Genomic DNA, 15,888 nt, shown 5'->3' on the forward strand with positions numbered 1-15,888 from the left:
GCAATCTGCGCGATTCCCATATCGTGCAGATGGTTTTTCGCGTCTTGCGTAAGCCGATGCCTATTTCGTCGCGCGGCGCCGATGCTTGCATGGCTATTTGTTCATGATATGTTCTTATCATGAGCGACTCGGCATCGATATTGCCGCCGGCCGTCAAGGGCCGGGGGGCGGCCAGCGCGCGGCCCAGCGCGCGCTTCGACGACCGGGGGCGCGAGGACGACGGCGACTGGTTGGACGCGAGCGCGGCGATCGACGGGGAGGGGCCGCCGCTCCGTACCGAGGTGACGATCGAGAAGCCCAAGACGATCATCACGCGCAACCGATCGCCCGACCTGCCGTTCGACCGATCGATCAATGCCTATCGCGGCTGCGAGCATGGCTGCATCTACTGCTTCGCGCGGCCGACCCACGCCTATCAGAACCTGTCGCCGGGGCTCGACTTCGAGACCAGGCTGTTCGCCAAGCCCGACGCGCCCGCGCTGCTGCGCCGCGAGCTGGCGAAGCGCGGCTATCAATGCACGCCGATGGCGATGGGGACCAACACCGATCCCTATCAGCCGATCGAGGAGCGCTACCGGATCACGCGCGCGGTGATCGAGGTGCTGGCCGAGCATGATCATCCGCTGGTGATCACCACCAAGTCGGCGCGGATCGTCCGCGACATCGACCTGCTCGGGCCGATGGCGGCGAAGCGGCTGGCGGCGGTGATGATGTCGGTGACGACGCTCGACCCGGTACTCGCCCGCCGGATGGAGCCGCGCGCCTCGGCCCCGCGCCAGCGGGTCGCGGCGATCGCCGCGCTGGTCCGGGCGGGGGTGCCGACCTCGATCAGCGTCTCGCCGATCGTCCCCGCGATCAACGACCATGAGATCGAGGCGATCGTCGCCGCCGGCGCGGAAGCGGGCGCGCGCGCCGCCTTCTCGATCGTCGTGCGGCTGCCGCACGAGGTGGCGCCGCTGTTCCGCGAATGGCTGGAGATCCACTATCCCGACCGCGCCGCCAAGGTGATGGCGATGATCGCGGCGATGCGCGGCGGCCGCGACAACGAACCCAATTTCTTCGACCGTTTCCGCCCGCAGGGCGCCTATGCGGCGGCGCTGCGGGCGCGCTTCAAGCTCGCCTGCCGCCGGCATGGGATGAATGCCGAGCGGTTCGAGCTGCGCACCGACCTGTTCCGGGTGCCGACCGATCAGTTCAGCTTGTTCTAGGGGCGGCCGACCCGCCCGCCATGCCGGCGGAGACCGGCATGACGCGATAGGGCGGGCGCCAACCGCTTGTTTCGCCTGCGTTTCCGCAACCCTGTAGCGGCTGGATCGTTCTGACCGGCGATTCCCGGAAAAGCAGGAGAGATGCCATGTTGGAGGAAAAGACCACCCGCAGCTTCGCGATCGGCGCCGCCGCCGGCCTGACCGCAGGGCTTGCCGCGAATGCGGTGCGCAAGATCTTCGTCCAGGCGCCGACGATGATGGCCGGCGAGTGGGACGATGCGCTGGCGGCCGAGCATCGCGCCGTGCTCAAGCTGTTCGACGAGATACAGGCGACGGAGGAAGGCCATGGCACGCGCCGCTCCCTGCTCCTCACCCAGATCGCCCATGCGCTCGCCAAGCATGCGCTAGAAGAAGAGAATGCGGTCTACACGACGCTGCGCGTCCACGGGCAGGTGGCGGACGCCGACCGGCTCAACGGCGATCATGGCTATGTGAAGCAATATCTGTTCGAGCTGGGGCAGATGGCGCCCGAGCACCCGCTGTTCCTCTCCAAGATCGGCGATTTCCGGTCGATGCTCGAGGAGCATATGCGCAACGAGGAGGAGACGGTCTTCCCCAAATTGCGCGGCGTGCTGACCGAGGAGGAGAATGGCCGGCTGACAAAGGCCATGAACATGGAAGGGCTGAAGATAGCGTAGTTTGTTTGGCCCCCAGGCGCCGGGCGGCCCGTCCGCGGGCCTTGGCTTTCGCGAGGATACCGCGGCGCGCGTTCGCGCTTGCAGAGGCCGCTGACGTGGCCTGGTCGCTCATCCTGGCTGCCCGTTACCGTTCGGTCAGGCGGGGCATCAGCTCGACGAAGTTGCAGGGCATGTGGCGGCTGTCGAGCTGGGTGACGAGGATGTCGTCCCAGCCGTCCTTCACCGCCCCGGTCGATCCGGGCAGCGCGAAGATATAGGTGCCGCGCGCGACGCCGGCGGTGGCGCGCGACTGGATCGTCGAGGTGCCGATCTTGGCGTAGCTCAGCCAGCGGAACAGTTCGCCGAAACCGGGAATCTCCTTGTCCCAGACGCGGGCCAGCGCCTCTGGCGTGACGTCGCGGCCGGTGACGCCGGTGCCGCCGGTGGTGATCACGCAATCGACCTGCGGGTCGTCGATCCAGCCGTGCAGCCGCGCGACGATCCGGTCGACATCGTCGGTGACGATCGCGCGGTCGGCGAGGATGTGCCCGGCGCCCTCGATCCGCGCGACGAGCGTGTCGCCCGACTTGTCGGTGGAGAGGTCACGGCTGTCCGACACGGTCAGCACCGCGATGCGAACGGGGTGAAAGGGGAGGTCTTCCTTGATCGGCATGCTCGGTCTCTCTCGTCACCCCAGCGAAGGCCGGGGTCCATGTCTCTATCCGCGAACGAAGATCATCGTGTGGGAAAACAGACATAGATGCCAGCCTTCAGCCTTTGGCTGAAGTTCATCCCGAGCGCCTGCCTTGCAGGCTGTCGAGGAGCTGGCATGACGGGGAGGGGAGGTCAGTCGGCCGCCGCCGTCGCGCCCAGCGCCGTCAGGCGGACGGCGGCCCGGCCCGGCATGCCGGGGAAGCGCGGCCACAGGCCCTGCGAGATCGCCGTCAGGCTGGCGGCCTTGGCGCCGCTGTGGCGCTGATACATCCAGTAGTTGCGCAGCACGACCGCGACATAGGCGCGGGTCTCGGCGAAGGGGATCGATTCGATGAACAGCAGCGGATCGTCGAGGCTGCGGCCGCGCGCGTTCCAGTTGGCGACCGAACCGGGCCCGGCGTTGTAGGCGGCGATCACCTTGGGCAGCAGCCCGCCGGTGCCGCTGTTGTCGGCCAGCTCGCGCAGATAGGCCTGGCCCAGGTCGATGCTGGTCGCGGGCTGGAACAGCGAGGCCGGATCGACGGTGCGGCCGAGGTGGCGCGCGACCATCTGCGCGGTGGCGGGCATGAGCTGCATCACCCCGCGCGCGCCGGCCGAGCTGATCGCGTCGGTCTTGAAGCGCGATTCCTGGAGCGCGTGGGCGAACACCAGCGCCTTGTCGACCTGCCAGCCCGAGGCCGGGGTCCAGGCGGGCATCGGGTAGCGCGCCGCCGCCGAGAGCTGCGCGCCCGACGGGCCGTTCTGCGCCAGCCAGATCTGCGCGGCGGGAAGATCGAGCCGGGCGGCGAGGTGGATGAGCGATTCATGGTCGCGGCTGAGGCCGATCTTCGCCTGGTGGCGGAGCATGTCCTCGGCGAGGCCGGTCTCGCCGATCTCGGCGAGCGCGGTCGCGCGGCGGACATTGGCGATCGCGCCGATCGACGCCCAGTCGTTGGCGGTGAGCTTCATGCTCGCGCCGCCTTCGTCGGCAAGGCCGAGCGCGGCCTGGGCGATCAGGCCGTAGAAGCTCTCCTTCATCCGCGCGGCCGAGCGCAGGCGCGGCTCGATCCGCTCGGGATGGCCACAGGCCATGTCGGCGCGGCTCGCCCAATAGAGGCCGGCGGCCGTCATCTCCGGATCGCGGGCGCGGCCGGCGACCTCCTCGAAGGCGGCTCCGGCGGACTGGCAGTCGTGCTGCCGCCAGGCGGCGAGGCCCGAGACCCAGCTCGCCTGCACCGCCCAGTCGCCGGCGCCGGGCCGCGCCTGATCGGCGAGGCGGCGCGCGGAGGCGTCGTCGCCCGACAGATAATAGGCCCAGGAGACGCGCTGCAGCCATTCGGCCTGCGCCTCGGGCGAGAGCTGGCCGAGGCGGTCGTTGACCAGCGCCTCGGCCTCGCTCGGCCGGTCGTCGCGCAGCAGCGGCGTCGCGACCTGCGCCAGCGCGGCGGCGGCCCGGTCACTGCGCAGCGAGCGTGCCGACTGGCGCTTGGAGGGGCCGGCATAGCGGACCAGATCGCGGGTGACCGGCAGCGCCGCCGTGGCGAGGCCGCGGCGGGAGGCAAGGGCGGCGAGCTGGGCGGCCTGCGGCAGATCGGGCGCGGTGGCGACGAGCTGGACGAGCTGGTCGTCCGAGACGCGCGGCGATCCCTTGGCGAGGATCAGCTCGGCCTGGGCGACGTTGCTGAGTGGTCCGGTCGGGATCGCGTCGATGCCGGCCTGGGCGGCGCTCCAGTCACCGGCGCGGATCGCGGCGAAGATCGTGCGATAGGCGGTGCGCTGATCGGCGGTGAGGCCCGACACGATCGGCAGCGGCTGGGCGGCGGCGGCGAGGCCGACCGCGGCGGCGGGCACGGCCACCGCGTTCTGGGCGGCGGCGGCGGTGAAGGGGGCGAGGGCGATCGCGCCGGCAAGCAGATATCTACGCATCATCCGAGGAGCTTCATCAGGAGTTGCAGGTCTTCCCAGGCGCGGCGCTTCTGCTGGGGGTGCTGGAGGAGGGTGCGGGGGTGGAAGGTCGCGACGGCGCTGACCGCTCCCCCCTGGAGCTGGACCTCATGGACCCGGCCGCGCGCCTCGACGAAGCCGAGGTCGAGGAAGGTGCGCGAGGGCTGCTCGCCCATCAGCAGCAGCGCGCGCGGCTTGGCGAGGAGGACGTGGTGGCGGGCGAGCCGGCCGAACAGCGCGCCCTGGCTGCGGTCGACGAAGCCGCCCGACGGCCGGCCGGGCGCCATGGCGGAAAGATAGAGCGACTGGCGGTCGCGCCCCATCGCGCCCAGCATCTTGTCGAACAGCTCGCCGGCCGGGCCCGAGAGCAGCCGGCCGTTCGCCGGGTCCTCGGCCTCGGGAAGGTCGACGAGCACCATCAGCCCGGTCGCCGGATCGCCGGAGGCCGCGACCCGCGCAGACATCGGCATCATGATCTCGTCGCTGGTGGCGAGCCACGACTGGAAGCCGGCGAGCGTATCGGGGAAGGCCGGTGCGGCGGCGCGGGCGGGGGCATCGGCCCGGATCGGCGCGGCGGCGGGCGGCGGCGCGGCGGCCGCCTGCGCTGGCGCCGCCGCTGCCGGAGCGGGCCGCGCGGCGGGCGGAACGACGCGCGCGAGCCAGTCGCGCGGCGCCTCGTCCACCAGCACGTCTAGCCCTGCATCCTCCCACCAACCCATTAGGCTCGTGATTTCTGCGGCCGAACCGAGATTTGCCCCCAAATCCATATGGGACATCTAAAGGAATGGGTTGACGAAGGCGTCAATCTGCGGGCAGCGGCTTTGGGGCATGACGTTTGAATGATGCGATGACCGGATAGCAGGACAAGGACGAGGAAAATGTCGACGCGCGAATCGATGGCTTATGACGTCGTCATCGTGGGCGCCGGGCCCGCGGGACTGGCGGCTGCGATCCGACTCAAGCAACTCGCCGCCGAGGCAGGACGCGAGATCGGGGTCTGCGTCCTGGAAAAGGGATCGGAGGTCGGAGCCCACATCCTGTCGGGGGCGGTGGTCGATCCGATCGCACTCGACGAGCTGCTGCCCGACTGGCGGGAGCTCGACAGCCCGCTGACCGTGCCGGTGACCGAGAACCACCACTGGATACTGACCGCGAAGCGCCAGTTCTCCATGCCGCACATCGCGATGCCGGGCTTCATGCACAACAAGGGCACCTACACGCTGTCGCTCGGCAATCTGTGCCGCTGGCTGGCGGGGCAGGCCGAGAATCTGGGGGTCGAGATCTTCCCCGGCTTCGCTGCCGCCGAGATCCTCTACAATGAGGACGGCTCGGTGAAGGGCGTCGCCACCGGCGACATGGGCATCAGCCGGGAAGGCGAGCACAAGCCCGACTACCAGCCGGGCATGGAGCTGCACGCGCGCTACACCTTCTTCGCCGAGGGCGTGCGCGGCCATCTGTCGAAGATGCTCAAGGCACATTTCGATCTGGAGGCCGACTGCCAGCCGCAGACCTATGCGATCGGCATCAAGGAGCTGTGGGACATCGACCCCGACAAGCATGTGCCGGGCCGCGTCATCCACACCCAGGGCTGGCCGCTCACCGACGAGGTCGGCGGCGGCTTCCTCTACCACCAGGCGAACAACCAGGTCGCGCTCGGCTTCGTGGTCGGCCTCGGCTACAAGAATCCGCACCTCTATCCGTTCGAGGAATTCCAGCGCTGGAAGCAGCATCCGAAGATCCGCGAGATCCTCGAGGGCGGCCGCCGCGTCTCCTATGGCGCGCGCGCGATCAACGAGGGCGGCTGGCAGGCGGTGCCGAAGCTGGTCTTCCCCGGCGGCGCGCTGATCGGCTGCTCGGCCGGCTTCGTCAACGTGCCGCGCATCAAGGGCAGCCACACCGCGATGAAATCGGGCATGCTCGCGGCCGAGGCGGCGTTCGACGCGATCGTCGCCGACCGGACCGGCGACGAACTGGCCGCCTATCCGGACGCGCTGGAGAACAGCTGGATCGCCAAGGAGCTGAAGATCGTCCGCAACGCCGAGCCGTTCATCGCGAAGCTCGGCCCGGTCGCGGGGACGCTGCTCGCCGGCATCGACATGTGGATGCGCAACCTGGGTATCGGTCTGCCCTTCACCCTCAAGCATCACAAGGACAATGAGGGGATGTGGCGCCAGGACGTCGCGCCGAAGATCGACTACCCCAAGCCCGACGGGGTGATCAGCTTCGACCGGCTGTCGTCGGTGTTCCTGTCGAACACCAACCATGAGGAGGACCAGCCGGTCCACCTCCAGCTCAAGGACCCGAGCGTTCCGATCGACATCAACCTGCCCTGGTACGATGCGCCCGAGCAGCGCTATTGCCCGGCCGGGGTCTACGAGATCGTCGGCCGCGACGAAGGCGAGCCGCGCCTGCAGATCAACGCGCAGAACTGCGTCCACTGCAAGACCTGCGACATCAAGGACCCGACCCAGAATATCAACTGGGTGACGCCGGAAGGCGGCGGCGGGCCGAACTATCCCAACATGTGAGGTGACGGCGGGCCGGGGGAAACTCCGGCCCGTCCTCGCTCGGCCCGGCATGACGGACGGGGCGGAGCAGGCGCGGCGTCAATAGGGCGCGCAGGCGTCATATTCGCCCGCGCGGCAAGCCGCGACGCGCCGGCGCCATTCGGCGCGTTCGCGCTCATAGCGTTCCTGCGCGCGCCGGTTGGCCGCGCGGACGTCGGCATTGGAGCGGTCGCGGCGGTCGACCACCGACTGGGCGCGGCGATTGAGTTCGATCGTGCGGAGCCGGTCGGCGCGATGCTCGGCATCCTCGGGCTGGGCATGGGCCGCGCCTGCGATCGCGGCCGCGAGGAAGGCGAGGGGCAGCGACAGGGCGAGCAGCGGGCGGGTCATGCGCGAACGCTTGCCGCAGGCCGGCTTGCGCCAGGCTGAACCGCGCCGCGCTTGCGTTGTCGGCCGCGCCTCGATATGCGCGCCTGCGATGTCCACTCCGCGCAAGACCCTCTCGCTCAGCCGCGTCGTCGCGCCCGCCGAAGGCCCGGCGCTGACCGGCGATGCGCAGATCATCGCCCAGGCGGTCCGCCGCAAGCTGGCGATCACCGCCGTGTACAACCGCACCAGCATGGTGATCGCGCCGCACATCCTCTACACCAAGCATGACGACCTGTTCATCGACGGTGTGGTGACGCTGCGCGACGGCAAGGTGCCGGCCGAACCGAAGCTCGGCACCTTCAAGCTGGCGGGGCTCAACAATGTCTCGCTGACCGTCGACAGCTTCACGGTCCAGCCCTTCTACGATCCCGCCGACGCCAAATATGAAGGCGTCACGGTCGCCAAGGTCGACTAACCTCGATCCGGTTCGGACGGAATCGGACCGAGGCCAGTCTTTGTTGGTTTTCCGTGATTTCCGAGTCGGCCGATGGCCCATCGGCCTTGAAATCACTCGCTAACGCAAGCGGCTGGCCAGTCGCCACCAGTCGGGGCGGTGGGCGGCGACGGTGTGGTCGGCGGCATCGCGGTCGGCTTCCGATCCGAACAGCGCGAAGCAGGTGGCGCCCGACCCCGACATGCGGGCGAGGATAGCGCCCGGCTGCGCCGCGAGCAGCGCCACGACCTCGCCGATCACTGGATGGAGCTTCGTCGCCGGCGCCTCCAGGTCGTTGCGCCCGGCGAGCGCCGCCGCGAGCGGGTCGCCCGGGGCGAGCGGGCCGCGGTCGATCCGGTCCCAGGCTGCGAAGACCGGACCGGTCGGCAGGGCCACGCGCGGGTTGACCAGCAATAGCGGCAGGCCGTGGAGGCCATCAGCCGCGATCAACTCGAGCCGGTCGCCGCGCCCGTCGCCGCGCACCGTGACCGATCGGACGCAGGCGGGGACGTCGGCGCCGAGCGTTGCGGCGAGCGCCATGACGCGGGGGTCGTCGGGCGCGATCCCGTAGGCGCGGCCCAGTAGCCGCAGCACCGCCGCGGCGTCGGCCGATCCGCCGCCGATCCCGGCCGCGACCGGCAGCCGCTTGTCGAGCCGGATCGCCGGTTGCGTTTCCATACCGGCCAGCGCGCGCAATCCGTCGGCGGCGCGCATCACCAGATTGTCCTCCGGGTCCTCGCCCGCCAGCGCCGGGGCGAACGGCCCGGCCAGCGTCAGCCGGGGCTGGCCGGGCTCCGCCGCGACGATGTCGCCATGCTCCGCGAACGCGAAGATCGTCTCGATATCGTGATAGCCGTCGGCCCGGCGGCGGCGGACGTGCAGCGCCAGGTTGATCTTGGCGTGGGCGACCTCGATCGAGGCCCCCGCACGGTATTCGCCCGCGATCGTCATTCGGTAAGAGCGCGCGATCAGTTGGCGCTGAGCCGGTCGCCGGGGCCGTCGGCCAGCTTGCGCTTGATCCTATCGCTGTCGGCCTTGTCGGCCTGGACCAGCGCCGCGCGCCAGGCGTAGCGCGCCTCCATGCGCCGGCCGACCGCCCAATAGGCGTCGCCGAGATGCTCGTTGATCACCGACTGGCCCGGCTCGCCCGCCACCGCGCGTTCGAGCGCGGCGATCGCGCCGGGATAATTGCCGCGCTTATAGTAGAGCCAGCCGAGCGAATCGGCGATCGCCGCGTCGTTGGGATCGAGGCTGCTCGCACGTTCGATATAGGCCTGCGCCTCGGGCAGGTTCTCGCCGCGGTCGAGCATGCCATAGCCGAGATAGTTGAGGATCACCGCCTGGCCGGGCGCCAGCTTGCTGGCCTGGCGCAGCAGCTCCTTGGCGCCTTCCCAGTCGCCGGACCGGTCGAGCGCGCCGGCCTGGAGGAACAGATGCGCCCAGTTCGGCACGCCCTGCGCCGTATCGATGTCGATCGCGCGCTGATAGGCCTTAACCGCCTCGGCGGGGCGATTGAGATCGGCGAGGATGCCGCCCAGCTCGACGAAGGTAGCGGCGCTGGCGCCAGGCTGGGCCGCCGCCTTCTGCGCATCGGCGAGAGCGGCCTGGCGATTGCCCATCGACAGCAGGATACCGCTGCGTTCCTGTCGCGCGGCTTCCCACAGCGGGTCCTCGGCAGGGACGGTGTCGAGCAAGGCGAGCGCCGCGTCATGATAGCCGTTGGCGGTCAGCAGGTCGGCGGTGGCGATGATCGCCGCGGCATTGCCCGGCGCCAGATAGCCGCCGATGCGGGCGAGCTGCAGCGAGACGGGCGAGCGGCCGTCACCCTTCACGTCGATCGCGAGCTGCGCGAACAGGTCGGACAGGCCCAGCTCGGGCGTGTCGATCGCGCCGAGGAGCGGCTTGCCGGCGTCGAGCGTGGCGCGGGCCCGGATCAGCTCGGGCGTCTGGCCTTCGAGGATACCGCGCGCATTGGCGAGGTCGCCGCGCTTGGCGAGCAGCGCCGCGGCCGCGAGCTGGAGGCGCAGCGAACGCACGTCGTGCGCCGCGACCAGCCGCCGCAGGTCCGACAACATCTCATAGCGGCCCATCGCGAGCGCGATCAGTAGATGATGGTCGCGCGAATAGGCGTTGGAGAGTTGCGAGCCGCCGGTCGGTGCGGCGAGCCTGGCGGCGTCAGGCGCCTGGCGGCCATAGGCGACCCAGCCGCGCATCACCGGCGCGAGGAAGCCGAACACCTGTTCACGCTCGATCCGCCCGATCGTCGCATTGGCCCGCTTCCAGTCATGTGCGGTGACCGCCTCGGCGAACAGCAGCAGCGTGCCGTCGGGGGGCAGGGCGCCGAGCCGGTCGAGTTGTGCGGCGGCGAGCCCGGCGAGCTTGTAGTTGCCCGCGGTCAGCGCCTGGCGATAGGTTCGGAGCGCCAGCCGCTTGTCCTGTGGCGACGCCTGGAGCAGGCGGGCATAGCTGGCAGCGGCCGCATCGGGCATGCCGGCGGCGTCGGCGAGCCGGGCACGGACATATTGCCGCATCTCGGCAGAGGCATCATTGACGATGGCCTGGGCCATGGCCGGCCAGGCCAGCAGCAGCCCCGCGGCGATGGCGACCTGTCCGCGTTTCATTCCCATCTCCGGCTCCGAACCATGTCTCCCCCGTCTACCCCAGCGGGGCGAGGCTCGGCCAGCCCTCAAACGCGCGGTCCGTCGCGGTCCTCGTATTTATCTGCTATTGCGAGTGATTATCAGATTTGTTAGATCATGGGGCCTGATGAGAACGCGGCCCCGCCCCGGGCCGCAAGGCGCCGGTCCGCTGCCCTAACCTTCGGTTGGCCACGGCCGGAGAGCGGGCCGGCGCCACCCTTTCCGACGAGCGGCCAGGACTGTGGCGTCGACGACCGGCCACGCTACAAGGGGCGCATGATTCGCCATCTCCTCCCGATCGCGCTGGCGCTGCTCGCTGCCGCGCCCACCCAGGCCGTTCCGGCTTCGTCGCTGGTGAAGGTCGCGCTCAAGACCAGCGAGGGGACGATCGTCGTCGCCGTCGACACGAAGCGAGCGCCGATCACGGCGAACAATTTCCTGGCCTATGTCGACCAGAAGAAGCTCGACGGCACCACCTTCTACCGGGCGGCGCGCGCGATCGGCAATCCGAAGCGCGGCTTCATCCAGGGCGGCGTCCATCGCGACGCGCGCCGGTCGCTGCCGCCGATCCGGCACGAGCCGACGACCAAGACCGGCATCCGCCATGTCGACGGTGCGATATCCATGGCGCGGCGCGAGCCGGGATCGGCGATGGGCGAATTCTTCATCCTGGCGGGCGCCGCGCCGGCGATGGACGCGAAGCCCGGCGGCGGCGACGCCAATGCCGGCTATGCCGCCTTCGGCAAGGTGGTATCGGGCATGCCGGTGGTGAAACGCATCCTGGCCGTGCCGACCTGGCCGGGCGGAGCGGGGGCGATGAAGGGCCAGCTCATCAAGCGGCCGGTCAAGATCATCGAGGCGAAGCGGATCGGCTAGGATCGCGGTCGCCTGTTTTCCCCATCCGTCCGTCATTCCCGCGAAAGCGGGAATCCATGGACGGCGACCTGCTAGAAACTCGAATGCTCCGTGACCGTGGATTCCCGCTTTCGCGGGAATGACGGAAGAGGGGCCAGGTCGAACCCTAGCGCGCGGCGTTGGCGAAGGTGCCGTCGACCCAGACCAGCGGCGAGATCTCGTCATGGTTCACGACATGCTCGACCTCGCCGATGAACAGCGTGTGGGTGCCGACGTCGAGCCGCTGGGTGGTGCGGCAGACCAGGCTGGCCAGCGCGTCGCCGAGCACGGGGATGCCATCCGGCCCGGCCGTCCAGCCGCCGTCGTCGAACCGCTCGAGGCCCTTCTTCTTGCCGCTGAAGATTCCGACGAGGTCGCGGTGGCGATCGGCCAGCAGGTTCACGCAGAAGCGCTCCTCCCCCATCAGCACGGGGTGGATGCTGGCGGTGCGGTTGACGGCGGTCAGCAGGGTCGGCGGCTCGGCGCAGACCGACATCACCGCGGTCGCGGCCATCCCGGTCCAGTTCTCGCCCTTGCCCGACGTGATCAGCGCGATCGTCGTCGCCAGCCGGCGCATCGCATGGCGGAAGCCTTCCTTGATCTCGTCCTCGCTCACCTTGGTCTCCTCCTCGCTTTTCAAGCGGCGCTAGAGAATAGGACGGCCGGGCGCAATCGCCTCGATGCGCGATCGATCGTTTTGCAGCCTTCCGGCACCGCTTTTCTTTTGCTGGCCAAGCGCGTATGGCGACGCGAAATCCCGAAGATCAGCCTGAATGAGGAACGAGTTTGGCCAAGGAAGAATTGCTCGAAATGCGCGGGCAGGTCGTGGAACTGCTGCCTAATGCGATGTTCCGCGTGAAGCTCGAGAACGACCATGAGATTCTCGGCCATACCGCCGGAAAGATGCGCAAGAACCGCATCCGCGTGCTGGTGGGCGACGAGGTTCTGGTCGAGCTTACCCCTTATGACCTGACCAAGGGTCGCATCACCTATCGCTTCAAATAAGGGGCGGGGGTCTCCCTTGTCGTCAGACCCGTCCCCGTCCGATTCCCCTATCGTCCTAGCTTCGGCCAGTCCCCGCCGGGCCGAGCTGATCGCCCGGCTGGGCCTGGCGCCTGCCGCGATCGATCCCGCCGACATCGACGAGACGCCGCGCAAGGGCGAGTTGCCTGCGCCCTATGCCGCACGCATGGCCGCCGAAAAGGCGGCGCGGGTGGCGGCGCGCCATCCCGGCGTCGCGGTGCTCGGCGCTGATACGGTGGTCGCCGCCGGCCGGCGCATCCTGCCCAAGGCCGAGGCGGAGGCCGAGGCGCGCACCTGCCTGCAGCTGCTGTCCGGTCGTCGCCATCGCGTCCATTCGGCGGTCACGCTGATCGATGCGGGCGGCACGGCGCGACACAGGCTGTCGACCAGCATCGTTCGTTTCAAGCGGCTGACGGCGGCGGAGATCGAAGCCTATCTGGCCGGCGGCGACTGGCGCGGCAAGGCGGGCGCCTATGCGATCCAGGGCTATGCCGAGAGCTGGGTCGCGATGCTGGCGGGCAGCCATTCGGGGGTGATGGGCCTGCCGCTGTTCGAGACGCGCGCGCTGCTCGTCGCGGCGGGGCTGTTGCCGCCCGGCCCGCCGTCGACCCCCGATGCGTGAATGGCTCTACGAGGCGGGGATCGGGGAAGCCCGGGCCGCGCTCGTCGAGGATGGCATCATCATCATGGCCGAGATCGAGCCTGACGATGACGGCGCGCGCGCCGGCACGATCGCCGAGGCACGGCTCGACCGTATTGTCGTGCCCGGCCGCCGCGCGATCGTCCGGCTCGATTCGGGCGAGGAGGCGCTGATCGAGCCGGTGCCGAAGGGCGTGTCCGAAGGCGGACGCCTGCTGGTCGAGATCCACCGCGTCGCGCTCGCCGAGACCGGGCGGACCAAGCTGGCGCTGGCGCGGCTTGCCCCCGAGGGCGCGGCGCCCGCGGCAGGCCCCGATCTGCTGGCGCGGATCGGGGTGGGAGGCGATCCGGTGCGGCGGCTCCAGGGTCACCAGGCCGACGCGCTCGAAGCGGCGGGCTGGTCCGAACTGATCGAGGAGGCGGGGAGCGGGGAAGCGGCGTTCGACGGCGGTGCGCTGCACCTGTCGCTGACCCCGGCGATGAGCCTGATCGACGTCGACGGCTGGCTCGACCCGGCCGCGCTGGCGCTGGCCGGGGCGGCGGCGGCGGCACGGATGATCGTGCGGCACGGCCTGGGCGGGTCGATCGGCATCGACCTGCCGACCGTCGAGGGCAAGGCGCTGCGGCAGGCGGCGGCGGAGGCGATCGACGCGATCCTGCCGCAGCCGTTCGAGCGGACGGCGGTGAACGGTTTCGGTTTCCTCCAGATCGTCCGCCGACGGGCGCGGCCATCGTTGCCCGAGCGGTTGCGGCGCGATCCCGTGGGCGCGGCCGCCCGCGCGCTGCTGCGCCGTGCCGAGCGGACGCCGGGGGCGGGCACGCGAACGCTGACCGCCGCGCCGGCGGTGATCGACCGGATCGCGGGCCGGCCGGCGTGGGTGGCGGAGCTCGAACGGCGGCTGGGCGCGCCGATCGTCTTGCGCGGCGACGCCGGGCTCGCCATATCGGCGGGCCATGTCGACGCGCAAACCCCCTAAATGCCCCGGCTGCGGCAAGGCCCCGGCCGAGAAATTCGAACCTTTCTGCAGCCAGGGCTGCCGCGACCGCGACCTGCTCAAATGGCTGGACGAAGGCTATCGCATCCCCGGCCCACCGGCCGATCCCGAGGGCGAATAAAAAAGCGAAAAGCGGGCTGGACAGAGTGCGCGACCCGCCTCTATAGGCACGCCTCCAACGCGCGAGTGCCCAGGTAGCTCAGTTGGTAGAGCATGCGACTGAAAATCGCAGTGTCGGTGGTTCGATCCCGCCCCTGGGCACCATTTTCCTCCCTTTGACAGCATGATGTTATCAGCCGCTTTCGCTGTGCCGCGATTAGCCGCGGGAATGCGGGGCCTTGCGCGGTTGCGGACATCGGGCGCTGTGACGGGGAGATGTTTTCAGGCCCACGCAAGCGGCGTGATCTGAGCGATCTTCTCCACAGGCCTCAATTCGCAGTCGGCGGATGCGATGCAATTCGATCGAGAGGACCACGCTGTCATTTTCCTGATCGAAATGACTACGGTGCCCGATACCCGAGCCTCACCCCCAACGCCGCCACGGTGTCGAAGATGTCGATGAGATATGGGTTGGCGTTGGCGATACCATTGTCGTCCGGTCCATTCTCTGGCCCAACGCGTGTTGCTCGTTAAAGTTTGCAGATGTTACGTAGCCGTTGTTCCGCGCGAATGCCGCTTTCCTGGCCTAAGATTCATGACGTCACGGGTGAGTGGCGGACGCGCCTGCCACTGGAGCATGGGACATGAAGGTGGTCCAGGCAGTGCCGGGCAGGCTGCGCTGGTCGTTCCGGCGAGCGGAAGATTGGCAGCCGGCAGGGACTTCTCAGCCCCGGCCGGCCGCGGCTTCGGCCGATGGGCGCGCGGAGGCGCGGTAGGTTTCCCAGGCGGCGCCGGCGGCGAGCAGGTCGGCGGTGGCGGTGCCGACCGACTTGAACAGGGTGATCTCCTGCCCGTCGCGTCGCTGCCCCGCATGGGAGGCCAGCGTCGCCAGATCGCCCAATATGGCGTCGGGCGTGATGACGCCGTCGCGCAGCGGGGCGATCAGGTCGCCCGCCTCGGCCAGGGCGCCTTCCCGCGTATCGACGAAGATCCGGCATCGCGCGATGCCGTCGTCGTCGATCTCGCGCATGTCCGGCCGGTATCCGCCGACGAGGTCGACATGCATGCCCGCGCGGAGCCACCGGCCGTGGATGAGCGGCTGGGTCGCCCTCGTTGCCGAGCAGACGATGTCGCCCCAGCCCACGGCCGCCTCCAGGTCGGCCGCGACCTCGATCTCGATGCCTGGAAGCCGCTTCCGCACCTGTTCGACCGCCTGCCGGCAGCGCTCGACGTTGCGCGCCCAGACGCGCACCTGGCCGATCGGCCGGACCGAGGCGTGGGCGGCGGCGAGATAGGGGATGAGGTGGCCCGCGCCGAGAAGGGTGAGCCGCGCCGCGTCGGGCCGGGCCAGCCGGCTGGCGGCCGCGGCCGACACCGCCGCCGTCCGGTGCCCCGTCAGCGCGTCGGCATCGATCGTCGCGAGCGGCACGCCCGTCGCCAGGTCGAACAGGGTGAAGAGGCCCTGGATCGAGGGGCGCCCGGTTCCGGCGTTCTCGGGCGTGATGGTCAGGATCTTCACGCCGGCGAAGCGATCGGAGATCGCCGGCATGACCAGCAGCTCCCGCCCGTCCGGCGCGTCGATCCTCTGTCGAAGGGGCGGCCTTTCGGCCGCCCCGAACGCCATGAGCAACAGCTCCACTAGATCGATCCGCTGGAAGAGCCGGGCCATCTCGGCCGCATCTAGATGAAGCAATGTCGTCAATCCCGC

General features: G+C 69.7%; 17 protein-coding genes and 1 tRNA gene. 10 read left to right on the forward strand and 8 right to left on the reverse strand.

The window, feature by feature from the left end; all coding sequences use genetic code 11:
• The first annotated feature begins 119 nt into the window (after positions 1-119).
• On the forward strand, positions 120-1,208 hold the full coding sequence (locus B5X82_RS06470) for a PA0069 family radical SAM protein (protein ID WP_079647280.1): 1,089 nt from the start codon (positions 120-122) through the stop codon (positions 1,206-1,208).
• A gap of 146 nt (positions 1,209-1,354) precedes the next feature.
• On the forward strand, positions 1,355-1,906 hold the full coding sequence (locus B5X82_RS06475) for a hemerythrin domain-containing protein (RefSeq protein WP_079647281.1): 552 nt from the start codon (positions 1,355-1,357) through the stop codon (positions 1,904-1,906).
• 124 nt (positions 1,907-2,030) lie between these two features.
• Here the strand turns inward: B5X82_RS06475 and moaB are convergent, their stop codons facing one another.
• From moaB to B5X82_RS06490, 3 genes are all read right to left on the reverse strand, one after another.
• Positions 2,031-2,558 carry a molybdenum cofactor biosynthesis protein B gene (gene moaB / locus B5X82_RS06480; RefSeq protein ID WP_079647282.1) on the reverse strand — a complete coding sequence of 176 codons (528 nt, stop codon included), beginning with the start codon at positions 2,556-2,558 and terminating at the stop codon, positions 2,031-2,033.
• Between the two features lie 173 nt (positions 2,559-2,731).
• Entirely contained in the window at positions 2,732-4,507 is a 1,776-nt protein-coding gene (locus tag B5X82_RS06485) for a lytic transglycosylase domain-containing protein (RefSeq protein ID WP_079647283.1), read from the reverse strand.
• A complete protein-coding gene (locus B5X82_RS06490) occupies positions 4,504-5,211 on the reverse strand; it encodes a uracil-DNA glycosylase family protein (RefSeq protein WP_223811005.1) in 708 nt (235 codons plus the stop codon). Before B5X82_RS06490 ends, B5X82_RS06485 begins: the two co-directional genes overlap by 4 nt.
• 189 nt (positions 5,212-5,400) lie before the next feature.
• On the opposite strand from B5X82_RS06490, the gene B5X82_RS06495 reads away from it, so the two are divergent.
• Positions 5,401-7,050, forward strand: a complete 1,650-nt coding sequence (locus B5X82_RS06495; RefSeq protein WP_079647285.1) for an electron transfer flavoprotein-ubiquinone oxidoreductase — start codon at positions 5,401-5,403, stop codon at positions 7,048-7,050.
• Between the two features lie 78 nt (positions 7,051-7,128).
• Here the strand turns inward: B5X82_RS06495 and B5X82_RS06500 are convergent, their stop codons facing one another.
• Positions 7,129-7,419, reverse strand: a complete 291-nt coding sequence (locus tag B5X82_RS06500) for a hypothetical protein (RefSeq protein ID WP_079647286.1) — start codon at positions 7,417-7,419, stop codon at positions 7,129-7,131.
• A gap of 88 nt (positions 7,420-7,507) precedes the next feature.
• Between B5X82_RS06500 and B5X82_RS06505 the strand changes: the two genes are divergently transcribed.
• The gene (locus B5X82_RS06505) at positions 7,508-7,873 is read left to right on the forward strand and encodes a hypothetical protein (protein WP_079647347.1); all 366 of its coding nucleotides are present in this window, start codon (positions 7,508-7,510) and stop codon (positions 7,871-7,873) included.
• 99 nt (positions 7,874-7,972) lie between these two features.
• Here B5X82_RS06505 and B5X82_RS06510 read toward each other — a convergent pair whose 3' ends face one another.
• Positions 7,973-8,842 (reverse strand): 4-(cytidine 5'-diphospho)-2-C-methyl-D-erythritol kinase, encoded by an 870-nt coding sequence (locus B5X82_RS06510; protein ID WP_079647287.1) that lies wholly within the window; start codon positions 8,840-8,842, stop codon positions 7,973-7,975.
• Between the two features lie 17 nt (positions 8,843-8,859).
• The gene (locus B5X82_RS06515) at positions 8,860-10,512 is read right to left on the reverse strand and encodes a tetratricopeptide repeat protein (protein WP_223811004.1); all 1,653 of its coding nucleotides are present in this window, start codon (positions 10,510-10,512) and stop codon (positions 8,860-8,862) included.
• A gap of 294 nt (positions 10,513-10,806) precedes the next feature.
• Between B5X82_RS06515 and B5X82_RS06520 the strand changes: the two genes are divergently transcribed.
• Complete coding sequence (locus tag B5X82_RS06520; protein WP_079647289.1) at positions 10,807-11,406, forward strand: peptidylprolyl isomerase; 600 nt, start codon at positions 10,807-10,809, stop codon at positions 11,404-11,406.
• Between the two features lie 145 nt (positions 11,407-11,551).
• Here B5X82_RS06520 and B5X82_RS06525 read toward each other — a convergent pair whose 3' ends face one another.
• A complete protein-coding gene (locus tag B5X82_RS06525) occupies positions 11,552-12,040 on the reverse strand; it encodes a flavin reductase family protein (RefSeq protein ID WP_079647348.1) in 489 nt (162 codons plus the stop codon).
• A gap of 170 nt (positions 12,041-12,210) precedes the next feature.
• On the opposite strand from B5X82_RS06525, the gene infA reads away from it, so the two are divergent.
• The 5 genes from infA (at position 12,211) to B5X82_RS06550 (ending at position 14,345) form a co-directional block, all read left to right on the forward strand.
• The gene (gene infA / locus B5X82_RS06530) at positions 12,211-12,429 is read left to right on the forward strand and encodes a translation initiation factor IF-1 (RefSeq protein WP_010162480.1); all 219 of its coding nucleotides are present in this window, start codon (positions 12,211-12,213) and stop codon (positions 12,427-12,429) included.
• A gap of 16 nt (positions 12,430-12,445) precedes the next feature.
• Positions 12,446-13,069 (forward strand): Maf family protein, encoded by a 624-nt coding sequence (locus tag B5X82_RS06535; RefSeq protein WP_176152475.1) that lies wholly within the window; start codon positions 12,446-12,448, stop codon positions 13,067-13,069.
• Positions 13,062-14,063 (forward strand): ribonuclease, encoded by a 1,002-nt coding sequence (locus tag B5X82_RS06540; RefSeq protein ID WP_079647290.1) that lies wholly within the window; start codon positions 13,062-13,064, stop codon positions 14,061-14,063. Before B5X82_RS06535 ends, B5X82_RS06540 begins: the two co-directional genes overlap by 8 nt.
• Complete coding sequence (locus B5X82_RS06545) at positions 14,041-14,202, forward strand: DNA gyrase inhibitor YacG (RefSeq protein ID WP_079647291.1); 162 nt, start codon at positions 14,041-14,043, stop codon at positions 14,200-14,202. Before B5X82_RS06540 ends, B5X82_RS06545 begins: the two co-directional genes overlap by 23 nt.
• 67 nt (positions 14,203-14,269) lie before the next feature.
• A tRNA-Phe gene (locus B5X82_RS06550) sits at positions 14,270-14,345 on the forward strand.
• Between the two features lie 559 nt (positions 14,346-14,904).
• Here the strand turns inward: B5X82_RS06550 and B5X82_RS06555 are convergent.
• Entirely contained in the window at positions 14,905-15,849 is a 945-nt protein-coding gene (locus tag B5X82_RS06555; RefSeq protein ID WP_217699563.1) for a hypothetical protein, read from the reverse strand.
• Positions 15,850-15,888: the final 39 nt, after the last annotated feature.

Origin of the sequence: Rhizorhabdus histidinilytica, assembly GCF_900167915.1 — a bacterium.
GTDB lineage: Bacteria > Pseudomonadota > Alphaproteobacteria > Sphingomonadales > Sphingomonadaceae > Rhizorhabdus > Rhizorhabdus histidinilytica.